Here is a 13,882-nt window from a genome sequence, read left to right as displayed (position 1 = left end):
GAGCCGCCCTATGACACAGCAAGAAGCCCTGCAGCAATATCTGTTTCGCCTCGCCGACTCCGACATGATTCTGGGTCAGCGCCTGAGTGAACTGGTTGGCAAGGCGCCGGCTCTGGAAGAAGAGCTGGCCTCCACCAACGTGGCGCTCGACCTGATCGGCCAGGCTCGTAACTGGTATGAGTACATTGCCGAGCTGATCGACGACGGCCGCGATGCCGACAACCTCGTATTCCTTCGGGATGCTCACGACTATCGCAATCTGCTGATGGTGGAGCAACCCAACGAAGACTACGCCATCACCATGGCCCGCCAGTTTTTCTTCGACGTGTGGCATTACTTCACACTGAAGAGCCTGGTTGATGCCAGCGATGAGCGGGTTGCCACAGTCGCCGCAAAAGCCATCAAGGAAGCCACCTACCATCTGCGCCGTTCCTCCGAGTGGATCCGCCGCATGGGCGATGGCACCGAAGAAAGCCACCGCCGGATTCAGGATGCATTCGACATTCTATGGCGCTTCACCGGTGAACTGGTTACGCCGGACGAAGTTGACCATGCCATGTTCAAGGCGGGTATTGGCCCGGACCCTGAGCAACTGAAACAGGACTGGTTTGGCATGGTGCGGGAAGTTTCGGCTCAGGCCACGCTGAAACCGGGTGAGGAAGACGCGTGGATGTACATGGGCGGCAAGCACGGCGAGCACACCGAACATCTGGGGCATATCCTGGCCGTGATGCAGTTTCTGCCTCGCGCCTACCCGGATGCAACCACCTGGTAAGTCTGTCCTTTAGGGAGGGTATCTCCGGTGAATGAACGTGAACCATCCTCTGTCGATATATTGATTGCCAGCGACCGGGTTCCGGCAAACGCCAACCTGGCCTTGCTGACAGAAGACGCAATCTGGGCACTGCTGGACGACGTCAAGGATCCGGAGGTGCCCGCAATCAGCGTGGTCGAACTGGGCATTGTGCGACGGGTGGACTGGGACGGTAAACATCTGACCGTAGATGTAACGCCAACCTACTCCGGCTGCCCGGCCACCGAGCTTATTGAAGAGCTGATTGCCGAGGCCCTGCGTGCTGCAGGCATCCGCGACCCGCAGATCAGGCAGGTGCTGACGCCCGCCTGGACCACCGACTGGATCACCGATGAAGGCCGGGAAAAGCTTCGGGCGTTTGGCATTGCCCCGCCCCGTGGCGGGGCCAGCAAGATGAGCCTGCTGGGCGTCGACGAGGTGATCGCCTGCCCCCTGTGCGGCAGCGAGCACACTGAGCGCATTAGCGAATTTGGCTCAACGGCCTGCAAAGCGCTTTACCGTTGTCGCGACTGCCTTGAGCCCTTCGACTATTTCAAATGCATATAGAGCCGATACGATCATGAATAAATTCTACTCGCTGGCCCTCAAAGAGGTCAGACCGGAAACAAGAAACGCCGTATCCCTGTGCTTTGATCTGCCAGAAGATGTGGCAGAAAAATTCAAGTACAAGCAAGGGCAACACATTGTAGTGCGCACGCACATGAACGGTGAGGAAGTGCGTCGCACCTACTCCATTTGCTCCAGCGTTAACGATGAAGAGCTGCGCATCGCGGTCAAGCGTGTTGATAACGGCGTATTCTCGAACTTTGCCAACGAACAGCTAAAGCCGGGTTCCACCCTCGAAGTCATGCCCCCCCAAGGCACCTTCGGCATCGATCTGGACCCGGAGCGCGAAGGTAATTACCTGGCGGTAGCAGCGGGCAGCGGTATCACCCCCATTCTGTCCATTGTGAAGACTACCCTGGAAACCGAGCCCAAGAGCCAGTTCACCTTGTTCTATGGCAACAAGGGAACGGCCAGCACCATGTTCCGGGATCAGCTTCAGGACCTGAAAAACGAATACATGACCCGTTTCAACCTGGTGTACATCTTCACTCGGGAAGAACAGGACATAGACCTCTATAACGGTCGCATCGATGCGGACAAATGCGACCAGTTGTTCGATCACTGGATCGACGCCAAGAATCTCAACGGCGCTTTCCTGTGTGGCCCGCAGCTATTGACCGAGACCGTGCGGGATTCGCTGGTGCGCCATGGTCTGGACAAGTCCCATGTTCATTTTGAGCTGTTCACCCCCGCGGGCGGTGTGCCACAGCAACGCAAAGACCGGGCAGAAGCCAAGGTCGACCCGCAAGCTGTGAGTGTGGTCACCGTGAAGGCCGACGGCCGTGCCATGACCTTCGACCTGGTGCGGGATACAAAAAGTATTCTGGAGGCAGGCAACGAGGAGGGTGCGGACTTACCGTTCTCGTGCAAAGCCGGCGTGTGTTCCACCTGCCGTGCCAAAGTGGTGGAAGGCGAAGTGGAGATGGACCAGAACTTTGCCCTGGAAGACTACGAAGTGGAAGCCGGCTACGTGTTGTCGTGCCAGTGCTATCCGGTCAGTGACAAGGTTACCCTCGATTACGACGAATAGTTTTTTTGGAGTTTTAGTACATGTCAGTTCTTAAAAGCTTTATTGCCGGCGAGTGGGTTGGCGAACAGCAAGCTAAAGCCCTGCCCAGCGCCATCAACGGCGAGATCGTTGCGCACACTCACGACGACACGCTGGACTTTAAAAAGGCTGTGGAATACGGCCGCACCGTTGGCGGTAAAACGCTGATGGCTATGGACTTTCAGGAACGCGCTTTGGCACTTAAAGCCATGGCGATGTACCTGCAAGAGCACAAAAAAGAACTCTACGCGATGTCGATGCATACAGGTTCCAGCAAAGCGGACAACGGCATAGATATCGACGGCGGTTTCGGCACGCTGTTTTCGTACGCCAGCATGGGTCGCCGCGAGCTGCCATCCGGTAACGTGGTACACGAGGGCCCGGTCACACCCCTGGGTAAAAACAACCATTTCGCCGGTACCCACATTATGGTGCCCCGTGGCGGCGTGGCGGTGCATATCGACGCCTACAACTTCCCTGTGTGGGGAATGTTGGAGAAGTTTGCCCCCACATTCCTGGCGGGCATGCCCTCCATCGTAAAGCCGGCCACCTCCACCTGTTACGTGACCGAGTTGGCCGTGCGCCTGATGCAAGAATCTGGCGCCTTGCCAGAGGGCAGCTTGCAGCTGATCATCGGCAGCACCGGCGATCTGTTCGAGCACCTGGAAGAGCAAGATGTGGTGACCTTTACCGGCTCGGCCAAAACCGCCCGTATGCTGCGTAACCACCCGAACATCATCAACCGCTCCATTCCATTCAATGCCGAAGCAGACTCTCTGAACAGTGCGGTTCTGGCGCCGGACGTGACACCCGAGCACGAAGAGTTCGATTTGTTTGTGCGGGAAGTGGGCCGGGAAATGATGGCCAAAGCAGGCCAGAAATGTACCGCCATTCGCCGTGTTATGGTGCCTCATAACCAGGTAGACGCAGTTTGCGAAAAGCTCAAAGAGCGGCTGTCGAAAATCACCACCGGCGACCCTTCGGTAGAAGGCGTGCGCATGGGTGCTTTGGCTTCTCTCGATCAGCTGGAAGACGTAAAAGCCAATATCCAGGAACTGCAAAAAACCAGTGAACTGGTCTTCGGCGGCGACGGCACCTTCAAGCCTACCGGCGAGGGCACAGAGAAAGGCGCCTTTATCGAGCCGCACCTGCTGCTGTGTCGCAACCCGGAAAACGGCTGTGGCGCACACGACATTGAGGCCTTTGGCCCGGTTGCCACAATCATTCCTTACAACACCCTGGACGAAGCGGTAGAGCTGGTCGCAAAGGGCCGTGGCTCTCTGGTGACCACGGTTACCACTCGAGATCCGGCAACCATCGCGACGCTTGCGCCAAAACTGGCTGCCTACCATGGCCGTTTGCATCTGCTGGATGCAGAAGCCGCCAAGGAATCTACAGGCCATGGCTCTCCCCTGCCTATGCTGAAGCACGGCGGCCCGGGCCGCGCTGGTGGCGGTGAAGAACTCGGCGGTATTCGTGCCGTGTATCACTACCTGCAGCGCACCGCCATTCAAGGTTCGCCAACCATGCTGGCAGCGGTCACTGGCGAGTATATTCGCGGTGCCAAAGTGATCGAGAACGACATTCATCCGTTCCGTTATCACTTTGAAGACCTGCAAATCAACCAATCGCTGCTGACCCATCGTCGCACGGTGACAGAAGCGGATATCGTGAACTTTGGCTGCTTGTCGGGCGACCATTTCTACATGCACTTTGATGAGATTGCCGCCCAGAACAGCCAGTTCGGCAAGCGCATAGCCCACGGCTATTTCGTGTTATCTGCCGCAGCCGGCATGTTTGTTGATCCCGGCGAAGGCCCGGTGCTGGCTAACTATGGCCTGGACGCACTGCGCTTCATCGAGCCAGTCGCACCAGGCGATACCATTCGCGCCCGCCTGACTTGCAAACGCAAGATCGACCAGGGCCGCACGTCACCTGATGGCCACCCGCAAGGTGTGGTTGTTTGGGATGTTCAGGTTACCAATCAGGAAGAAGAGCTGGTTGCCAGCTACGACATTCTGACGCTGGTTGCTAAAAAGCCGGAATAAGAATTCCGGCCACAAAAAAACCGCCAACGCTTAATAAAGCGGCTGGCGGTTTTTATTATGGCACCTGTTCAGACCCATGGCTATTTAAACGCGGCGGGCTGAACAACGCCATAGGTCACATGCCCAGATACGCCTCCCGCACCTTCTCGTTGCTCAACAACTCTCGGCCAGTACCTTCCACCACCACGCGGCCGGTTTCCAGCACATAGCCGCGATCGGCAAGCGCGAGCGCCTGGGAGGCATTCTGCTCCACCAGGAAAATGGTCATGCCTTCGTTTTTAAGCTCTTTGACGATGTTGAAGATTTCCTCAATGATCAGCGGCGCCAGCCCCATACTGGGTTCGTCCAGCAGCAATAGCCTGGGCTTTGCCATTAACGCCCGCCCCATAGCCAGCATCTGTTGCTGCCCGCCAGACAACTCTCCCGCCAGGTTACGGCGTTTCTGACGCAGTATGGGAAACTTCTCATACATGCTCTCAAGATCGTCTTCTACCTCCGGGTTGCGGCCACGGGTGTAGGCGCCCAGCAGCAGGTTATCTTCAACGCTTAGATCCTTGAATACCTGACGGCCCTCGGGAACCTGAACGATGCCGTTCGCAACACGCTGATCCGCACCCACTTTCAGCAAGTCCTTTCCTTCAAAGCTGATCGATCCGCTATCGGTGGGCTGCAGGCCGGAAATCGTCATTAGTAGCGTGGATTTACCTGCACCGTTCGCTCCCACTAACGAAACAATTTCACCACTGTTAATGCGAATATCCACGCCGTGCAGGGCTTCAATCTGACCGTAGGAAGTTTTAAGGCCGTTGATGGCCAGCATCTCTTCGGCCGCATTCTGTGCGCTTCTACGCGGTGCATGGTGCAACCCCAGGCCACCGAGGCGCTCTGGCGTGAAGCTTATGATTTTATGGCGTAGCTCGCGGAATTCATCCCGCACCCGCTCACCAAATAGCGGGTCATTCGCCTGGTCGCGGGACTCAATAATCAGGCGCCAGTCGTCTTCGCTCAGGTTTTTTCTGGCCCTGGGTATGACCACACCCTCTTCTTTTTTGATGTGCTTACGCAAGGCTTCGGTGAATCGAGCCAACGCGTGACTCAACTCTTCCCGACCTTCAGGCCAGCGCTCCATACACCGCATCAACAGATGGCGCAGCTCGTTGATTTTCTCATCGCCAATCACATAGCCATGGGCAAGCTTATCCAGCAGCGGTTTGGTCTCCGGAGATTTCTCTGCCAACAGCCGGTACAACACGATTTCATCAGGAGAACTGTGCACGCGACGTGCAAAGTGCTGGATATAATCAAAAATATTGCTGTACAGGGTTTCGTCGGGCTTTTGCTCATTAATGTTCATGTCGTGCTGGAGCTGGTCCAGCAAATCCAGAATACGCCACAGGGCCTGGTGTTCCTGAACAATGGTGCTGATGGCCTGCAGGCTGTAGCTGTCTTCCAGCGGGGCGGTCGTTTGTTCTGTCATGATATTGATTCCTTCTCCGCTTAGCCGCCCAGGTAGGCCGCAATGACATCCGGATTTTCGCGAATCTGTGCGGGTGTACCTTCCGCCAGCACGCGCCCGTAGTTAAGCACCAGCAGACGATCGGAAATACCCATCACCAGCTTCATGTCGTGCTCTACCAGCATCACAGTAATCCCCTGCTCGGCAATTTTGCGAATCAGTTGTTCCAACGCGGTTGTTTCTACTGCGTTCAGGCCGGCTGCCGGCTCATCCAGCAGAATTACCTTTGGCTCTGCGGCTAACGCTCGGGCGATTTCCAAACGCTTCAGGGCACCATATGACATGGCCGAAGCCTCGGTATCAAGGTACTGACCACAGCCTACAAATTTCATCAACTCAGCGGCTTTTTTCCGCGCAGCCTTTTCGCCCCGGGTGAGCGCCTGCAAACGAAACAGCGTGGTGAACAGGTTACTTTTCAGGGTCAAATGCCGGCCCAGCATCACGTTTTCAATGGCTGTCATGTTCATGCAGATTTGCATCTGCTGGAACGTGCGGCACATGCCCCGCTCCGCCAGTTGGTTCGGTAACAGCTTGGCGGTGCTCTCGCCGTTCAGTTTCACGCTGCCACTGGTGGGCGTGTATAGACCGGTAATCAAGTTAAACAACGTGGTTTTACCAGCGCCGTTAGGCCCAATCACCGAGTAAACCTGGCCAGCCTCTACCGAGAAACTCACGCCTTCCACGGCGTGAACACCGCCAAAGGCTTTGGACAAATTATTGACTTCCACCAGAGCGGTCATACATCACCTCCGGCAGACTTGGCGCGTCGTTTATTCACAAAATCAGTCGCGGTTGGCAACAGCCCTTTAGGCATGAAAATCATGGTCAGCATCAGGATCAAACCAAACAACACCATTTCCAACTCCTGGAAATCGGCCAGCACCTGGGGCAACAATTCCAGCACAACCGCGCCAATAATGACGCCGATGGTGGAGCCCATGCCGCCAAGCACTACCATGGTGATCAGCAAAATTGAAAAATCGAAACTGGCCACCGAAGGCGTGATAAAGCCCTGAAAGTGCCCATAGAGAGCCCCCATAACGCTGGCGTAAACCGCTGAGATCACAAACACCAGGCTTTTATATTTGGTGGTGTTCACACCAACCACGCTGGCGGCTACCTCTGAGCCATGAACTGATCGCAGGGCGCGGCCAATGGGTGAATCAATCAGGTTCTGAGCCAACCAGACAGCCACCAAAAGCACCACAACTGCAAACAGGTACCAGGCAAGATCACCGCCGATATCCATGCCGAACAGGGAGTACTGGCCAAATGGGCTAAGCTCCCAGCCAAATACATCAAACGGGGGTACCGGCATGCCGTCTGGCCCTCCGGTTATCTCCCGTTCATTGTTCAGAATGATAGCGATAATAAACCCCACAGCCAGGGTGGCCATGGAGAGGTAATGACCTTTCAGGCGCAGAATCGGGCGCCCGACAATCCACGCGATGAGCGCGACAACAATGGCACCGGCCACTAACGCCGGTATGGCAGACCACCCATAAGTCCCGGTCATAATAGCGCTGAAATAGGCGCCCAGCCCGAAAAACCCTGCATGCCCCAAACTGATCTGGCCGGCGAACCCCACCAAAAGATTCAGCCCGATAACCGCACCGGCAATCAGTGCAATTTGCGTGGCCAGACCGTAATGAAACGGGTTGGAGATAAACAGCGGCAGAGCAAACACCACGATAGCCAGAAACACCAGGCCCCTGAGGCGGAACTGCAATAGTCGATCAATCATTACACCCGCTCCACGATTTTGGCGCCAAACAGGCCCCGGGGCATAAAGAACAGCACCAACAAAATCATCGAGAACGCCACAGCATCCTTGTAATCAGAAGACAGGTAGCCAGCGGCCATGGCCTCCACCACGCCCAGCGCCAAACCGCCCACAACAGCGCCCATGCCGCTGCCCAGGCCACCGATAGCCGCCGCCACAAAGCCTTTCAGCCCAAGAATGATGCCAATGTCGTAAGAGGTGAACGTAATCGGTGCCACCACAATGCCTGCAATCGACCCCAGCAGCGCAGACACCATAAAGGCCAGCATCAACACCACCTGGGTGCGAATACCTACCAGTCGGGCGGCATCCTTGTTCATGGAGGTTGCCAGAATGGCCTTGCCTGTCAGGGTGCGTGTGAAAAAGTACACCAACACCGCTACCAACACAGCACCCACACCCAGCACCCAAAGGCTCTGGCTATTTAGTACGGCGCCCATAATTTGTATGGGTTCATCGCTGCTGAAGTTGGCCATAACGTGGTATTCCTTGCCCCAAACCAGTTGAGCCAGGCCACGAATAAAAATGGACGCACCGATGGTAATAATAATCAGCGTAACCACATTGGCGTCTTTTGCCGGTGCAATCGCAAGGCGCTGTAAGGCGATGCCCAGCACCCCGGCGAGAACCACAGCAAGCACAACCGCAAACAGCATGGGTACACCCATGGCTGTTAAAGACACCGTTGCCATGCCACCAATCATCAGGAACTCGCCCTGAGCAAAGTTGATCACGTGGCTGGCGTTATAAATCAGGGTGAAACCCAAGGCAATCAGGGCATAGGTCGCCCCAATGGTAATACCGGTAAACAGGTACTGCAGAAATTCAGAGAACATAATCAGGTCCGCTCGCGCAGCGGCCGACAGCTAGCCCGAGTGGGTTAGCTGTCGGCCTGTGGTACGGCTAAAGACGTCTTAGTTGATCAGCTTCCAGCTGCCATCCTGAACTTCCAGAATGCGGAAGGATTGGGCATCAAGGCCGTTGTGATCGTCTGCCGACATGTTGTACGTACCGGTAACACCTACGTGGCCCTGGATACTTTCAAGTGCATCACGCACAGCAGCCTTGTCTGTGGTTCCGGCTTGCTCAATGGCTTCAACCGCCAGCATCAGGCCGTCATAAGCGTAAGCACCAAAGGTAGATACTTTGGCGTTCCAACGAGCTTCGTACTCGCTCTTATACGCTTCAACCACAGGCTTCTGCGGATCAGACTCGGGGAGGGATTCGGGCACCAGCAAAGGAGAAGCTGGCAATCTCAGGCCATTGGCACTGCTGCCTGCAAGGTCCAGAAAGCCGTCAGATGCAACACCGTGAGACTGGTAGAACGGGCGCTCAATGCCTAGCTGATCGTAGTTGCGCGTCACAATCGCAGGCCCCTGACCAAAACCAAAGTTGAGAATGACATCAACGCCTTCGGTGTTGCGGATGTTAGTCAGTTGCGCAGTCATATCGGTATCAGAGCCGCTGTAGGTTTCATCAGCAATAATTTCGATTCCGCCAATCTCTTTGGCTACGGCGAGGGTTTGCTCGCGACCGGAGCTGCCAAAGCCACCTGTGCCGGAGATCAAGCCAACTTTGGAGAAGCCGCGATCTTTCATATCATTCAGAATGCGCTCTGCGGCCATGCGATCAGATTGGGGCGTTTTGAATATCCATTTCTTGACCGGCGTGGTAATAACCACAGCCCCGGCAAGAGAAATGAACGGGATTTTTGCCTGCTCAACCATCGGCGCAGCTGCCATGGTAGCGCCTGTCGTACTGCCGCCTACAATCATGTCTACCCGGTCTGAGCGAATCAGACGGCTGGCATAGTTGCGGGCCTTGGACGCGTTGCCTGCATCATCATAGTGCACAAGCTCCAGCTGACGCCCCAGCACACCCCCTTCCTCGTTGATTTTTTCAACATACATTTCCAGGGTTTTCAATTCCGGGTCGCCCAAAAAAGACGCCGGGCCGGTCACTGAAAAAAAGGAACCAATCCGTATGGGATCAGCCGCCTGAGCGCTCATGGCCAACAGGCCAGCCGCTGCAACAGCCGCAAACCTGCCGGTACGACGCGTGATTTTATTGAACATTGTTGTTGTTCTCCTAAATGTGGTCGGGGCATTCTGGTTTTATATACCCTAAAATTTCTGAAAACAGATCATCGTTCTCTGCAAAGGTCGAGATTTTTCGTATCACGTATCTCTTCACAGCAACCTGCGTTCAGCACTTCACAACAGAAACTACTCTATCGGCGCCACTACTGACTATCCGCCACTCCAATAATACGATACCGTTGATAGATATCAATGGAAAATATTGTATCACTACAGAAGTGTCAACTGGGCAAAGCTCTGCGACTCGTAACTTTTACAGCAACCTATACCAATGTCTTAGTACAAATGCGCCGTTTTAACACCTTATCGTGTGCATCTGATATATTCCGGCCGCGACCGCTTGGCGAAAAGTTTTGAAGAGATAAGAAATCATGTCAGCAAAACAACAGCTCGAAAGCCTGATCCACGACTTCCAAAAAAAACGCCCTTTGCGGGCAGGGTCTTTGATCATCACAACCTATGGCGACATCATGCACCCGCGTGGCGGCAACGTCTGGCTGGGCAGCCTGATGAAACTGCTAACGCCGATGGGTGTGAGTGAGCGACTGGTACGCACCTCGGTTTACCGACTGGTTCAGGATGGCTGGCTGCAAACTGAGAAAGTAGGACGGTGCAGCTATTACAGCGTGACTGGCGCAGGCTTGAGACGCTTTCAGCAAGCATTCGAACATGTTTATACACTTGGCACGGAAGACTGGAATGGCAGCTGGTGCCTGGTGTTTCTCAACCAGCTTGAGCCTGAAACACGGGCCAGAGTGCGGGAAGAGCTAAAGTGGCTGAGCTTCGGCAGTATGGCCTCAGGCGTGATGGAGCATCCACGCTTCACACGTCACGAGCTGGTTCCTCTGCTTCAGGAATGGGGTGCACTGGAAGACACCATCGTGATGCAAACCCAACCGCTGGAACAACGAAGCCCGCGAGCCTTACGCCGGCAAGTTAAAGATAGCTGGAACCTGGACGAACTGGGCTTTCGCTATAAGCGCTTTCTGGAAAGGTTTCGACCCCTGTGGCGGGAGCTCAGCACCCACGACAATCTAAGCCCGGAAGACTGCGTAACCGCCCGCATTTTACTGATTCATGAATACCGCAAGATACTGCTTCGGGATCCGCTGCTGCCAGACGAGCTCCTTCCTGGCGATTGGGAAGGGCGCAGCGCCAAGCAGCTTTGCCGCAACTTATACCGGGCGATATACCATCGCTCTGATGAGTATTTGGCGGGTATTTTAGAGAATGCTTCAGGCCCGCTACCCGGGCCAAGCCAAGGCTTTTATCGCCGTTTTGGAGGCTTGGCTCAGGACAATATAGCGGGTAACAGCACAATCATTGCCGAAGAGTCTGCCTGACTCTTCGGCAATGCACTTAATCCGCCGGACGGCCCTGATCCGGCTGGCGGTAATCGCAGACACCGCCCGGGAAGATCTCATTCAGCCGCGTGACTTCATCCTCGGTAAACGAAACACTGCCGTAAGTGTCGTCTTCCAGAGCGGTTGCAACCGGCTTCAGGCTGCACTTGAAAACACTGCCCTCAATAGGCCCTCCGGCCACCATGCGTGAGGTCGTGTAGGTTTTGAACGCTTCGGTACATGCCCCCTCAGGTCGGTTGTCAAGAATGCCACTCCAGACATCCTCTCCCGCAGCTATCAGGTCACCATTGGTTTTATAGCAGGCGTCCACCGCCTCTGCAGGCTTGCTCTGCGCGATGCTCTGCTCCGGGTTCGCACGCATATTCATCAACCATTCGTGCAGTACCTCCAGCGCCATCCAGGTTGGATTTGATTCTTCCTGCGGCTTGGGCTCGCCAGAATCCGAGGTGACGGTCGGGCGAGTATCGGTAAACCAGATAACCTGATGGTCGGCATTACCCATTTGATTGATGATGCGCTGCCGGCTAGAGAAAGACTGATGGCTGTTGTGCATGTCCAACACCTCCTCCAGATAATGCCGCCAGTCTATAACGGGCATATTGAGTTGACCGTCAAACACCATCCCGGATTCATAAGCGGCCTGAATCGCTTCCAAGTCACCCTCTGTGCGCGGCGCCGGTTCAATACCATCGGGGCTCAGGTTCATATTGCGGGCACTCCAGGGATCAAATTCGATGCGGTCCGCCAGCACATCCTCAAATGAACCAGTAAACGGAAACCCCTCAGGTACCATCTCGGAGGGTTGCTTCCAGCCGCCAATCCGGGCGTTCAGCTTCAAGAACTCGGCGCGGGTGATATGGCCATCACGCAAGGCGCCCAGCCCGTACTGCACACCTACGTTGTCATACAGAGTGCGGGGATTGCCGTTCTCATCAACCCCGTAGATATTTTTCAGGTCGTTATAGTGCGTCCACTGCACGGCATCCATTACGCCATCAGGCTGCATCAACTCCTGATTATCGACCCCCCCGAAAAATGGGTTCATCACCAGTGGGGCCAGGCCGCGCCAGGCGGGAATACACTCGGTCATGCCCGGGGCCGAGCTGAACCCCAACATGGTTTTTGCTTCGGCTAACGGATCCGGGTATGCATCGCTGGCATTCAAGCCCACCAGCCAACCACGATTGCTGGTTGTTCTCCATTTATCGTTATTTCTGTCGGTGGCGTCCATATAATACTCCAGCAGTTCACAGTCTCCGACGTGAATGACCTGAGTCACCATATCGGGATAGGAGTACTGGGGTACGCCCGCATCCAGCAAATCCGGATAATTCCGGGAATACACATACTGCTGAATGCCGCCGCCGGAGCCACCAATGGCCACAGTATACTCGGGCACGCCAAAGCGCTTAATGAAGTGTTCCTTCACCATAAGCGCCGTTTCACCGCCTACCTGAAGGTTATAGTGGGTGTCTGTTTTGGTGCCGGTGGAATAAATAACGGCGTAACCCTTTGCAAGGGTCTCTGGCTGCAACGCCCGACTGTCACTGATATTACCTTGCGTGTGCCCAATAGCAACGCCGCCCTGAAAGTGGAACAACAGGCGTCCATTCCAGTGAGCAGCCGAGGTGTCCCCGGATTCGTCCCCCAGCTCCGCCAGGGTGGCAAAACTGTAGATAAAGCGGTTAATGGTGCCTCGCTCCTGCCGAACGATGAAATCAACAACACGCCCATCAACCAACTTCGTGGTGGCCATATCGTCGGGCCGGGAACCATCCTCTGGCAGGGGTGCCCATTCATCACCGGTGGTGCGATACACGAACGCCACATAGGAGTCGATAGAGCAGTCTTTACTCAAACCAATCTGGCTGCCACTGTCATTCATAACCGGGAAACCGGTATCACCGGAGGTATCAACCAGGGGCTGTTTATCCAGCTCGGTCGTCACCGTACACACAAACGGATATTGATGCGGACCAGAAAATATCGGGCCGGTTATTGGGTAAACGTTCAGAGTAAGGTCGCTTAGGGGGCCATGTTCACCATGGTGCAGCTCCAGCCGGTTTTCACCCTCAAACAGTCCGGACACCAGCATTTCCGGGCCATTACGCCCCTCTCGAATCACCGGAGTAACCCTGGTGCCATTCAGCCAGTACTCCAGGCTGTCTCTTTCTTCGGCAATTGCGGCAGGTTCGCCCTCAAGACCAATCAGGACACTGTTGCCGCTGACCTGATCCGGCGCGCTGGACAAAGTGGTGAGATCAAGATCCGGAGCGCTGCTCCCCAGACCGGATCCCGGCGAGCTGCCAGAATCGTCGAAGCAGCCACTGAGCAGCAGTGCAGACACCACGGTAACCAACCCTGATCGCGCTAACGCATGAGTAAGCATCGAAAATTCCCTCTTGGCTCTATTATTCTAATGTCGCCGAGCGTTTCATCGAGCCTGGAAGCGGATACTGCGCGCATCAAGCAGAATAGATTATTGTTATAACTTTAGCCTAGACCAGTTTGCAAGATTGGTACAGAACGCACCCCAGCCTATGATTCAGACTTCCTCGCTCAGCTAGCCGCCGGGGTACTTCAACCGCCAACACTTGATTTAGA

Annotated in this window: 11 protein-coding genes and 1 pseudogene; 5 read left to right on the top strand and 7 right to left on the bottom strand. The window is 55.3% G+C overall.

Translation table 11 applies throughout. The annotated features are described in order from the left end of the window. Nucleotides 1-10: 10 nt before the first annotated feature. From paaC to paaZ, 4 genes are read left to right on the top strand one after another with little or no spacing between them, the layout of a single operon-like run. Nucleotides 11-775: a 1,2-phenylacetyl-CoA epoxidase subunit PaaC gene (paaC, locus tag ACTHYN_RS04275; RefSeq protein ID WP_441811265.1), complete on the top strand. Its 765-nt coding sequence runs from the start codon at nucleotides 11-13 to the stop codon at nucleotides 773-775. 27 nt (nucleotides 776-802) lie between these two features. Continuing rightward, nucleotides 803-1,360, top strand: a complete 558-nt coding sequence (gene paaD / locus ACTHYN_RS04270; protein ID WP_441811264.1) for a 1,2-phenylacetyl-CoA epoxidase subunit PaaD — start codon at nucleotides 803-805, stop codon at nucleotides 1,358-1,360. 13 nt (nucleotides 1,361-1,373) lie between these two features. Further along, entirely contained in the window at nucleotides 1,374-2,450 is a 1,077-nt protein-coding gene (gene paaE / locus ACTHYN_RS04265; protein ID WP_441811263.1) for a 1,2-phenylacetyl-CoA epoxidase subunit PaaE, read from the top strand. 20 nt (nucleotides 2,451-2,470) lie between these two features. After that, a complete protein-coding gene (paaZ, locus tag ACTHYN_RS04260; RefSeq protein ID WP_441811262.1) occupies nucleotides 2,471-4,516 on the top strand; it encodes a phenylacetic acid degradation bifunctional protein PaaZ in 2,046 nt (681 codons plus the stop codon). Between the two features lie 115 nt (nucleotides 4,517-4,631). On the opposite strand, the gene ACTHYN_RS04255 is transcribed toward paaZ, so the two are convergent. The 6 genes and pseudogenes from ACTHYN_RS04255 to ACTHYN_RS04230 form a co-directional block, all read right to left on the bottom strand. Beyond that, the gene (locus ACTHYN_RS04255; RefSeq protein WP_441811320.1) at nucleotides 4,632-5,336 is read right to left on the bottom strand and encodes an ABC transporter ATP-binding protein; all 705 of its coding nucleotides are present in this window, start codon (nucleotides 5,334-5,336) and stop codon (nucleotides 4,632-4,634) included. Nucleotides 5,337-5,546: 210 nt separating this feature from the next. Next, nucleotides 5,547-5,993 (bottom strand): annotated as a pseudogene (locus ACTHYN_RS04250) (hemerythrin domain-containing protein); the annotation flags it as partial. A gap of 20 nt (nucleotides 5,994-6,013) precedes the next feature. Next, complete coding sequence (locus tag ACTHYN_RS04245; RefSeq protein ID WP_441811261.1) at nucleotides 6,014-6,772, bottom strand: ABC transporter ATP-binding protein; 759 nt, start codon at nucleotides 6,770-6,772, stop codon at nucleotides 6,014-6,016. Continuing rightward, a complete protein-coding gene (locus tag ACTHYN_RS04240; RefSeq protein ID WP_441811260.1) occupies nucleotides 6,769-7,776 on the bottom strand; it encodes a branched-chain amino acid ABC transporter permease in 1,008 nt (335 codons plus the stop codon). Before ACTHYN_RS04240 ends, ACTHYN_RS04245 begins: the two co-directional genes overlap by 4 nt. Beyond that, nucleotides 7,776-8,651 carry a branched-chain amino acid ABC transporter permease gene (locus ACTHYN_RS04235; protein ID WP_441811259.1) on the bottom strand — a complete coding sequence of 292 codons (876 nt, stop codon included), beginning with the start codon at nucleotides 8,649-8,651 and terminating at the stop codon, nucleotides 7,776-7,778. The genes ACTHYN_RS04240 and ACTHYN_RS04235 overlap by 1 nt, the downstream gene beginning before the upstream one ends. Before the next feature lie 78 nt (nucleotides 8,652-8,729). Further along, nucleotides 8,730-9,890 carry an ABC transporter substrate-binding protein gene (locus ACTHYN_RS04230; RefSeq protein ID WP_441811258.1) on the bottom strand — a complete coding sequence of 387 codons (1,161 nt, stop codon included), beginning with the start codon at nucleotides 9,888-9,890 and terminating at the stop codon, nucleotides 8,730-8,732. Nucleotides 9,891-10,285: 395 nt separating this feature from the next. On the opposite strand from ACTHYN_RS04230, the gene paaX reads away from it, so the two are divergent. After that, complete coding sequence (paaX, locus tag ACTHYN_RS04225; protein ID WP_441811257.1) at nucleotides 10,286-11,257, top strand: phenylacetic acid degradation operon negative regulatory protein PaaX; 972 nt, start codon at nucleotides 10,286-10,288, stop codon at nucleotides 11,255-11,257. Nucleotides 11,258-11,273: 16 nt separating this feature from the next. On the opposite strand, the gene ACTHYN_RS04220 is transcribed toward paaX, so the two are convergent. Continuing rightward, a complete protein-coding gene (locus ACTHYN_RS04220; protein ID WP_441811256.1) occupies nucleotides 11,274-13,667 on the bottom strand; it encodes a DUF6351 family protein in 2,394 nt (797 codons plus the stop codon). Nucleotides 13,668-13,882 lie beyond the last annotated feature (215 nt).

This window comes from Marinobacter sp. (assembly GCF_052091845.1).
In the GTDB taxonomy this organism is placed as follows: domain Bacteria; phylum Pseudomonadota; class Gammaproteobacteria; order Pseudomonadales; family Oleiphilaceae; genus Marinobacter.
This window is presented reverse-complemented; position numbering and strand designations above follow the sequence as displayed.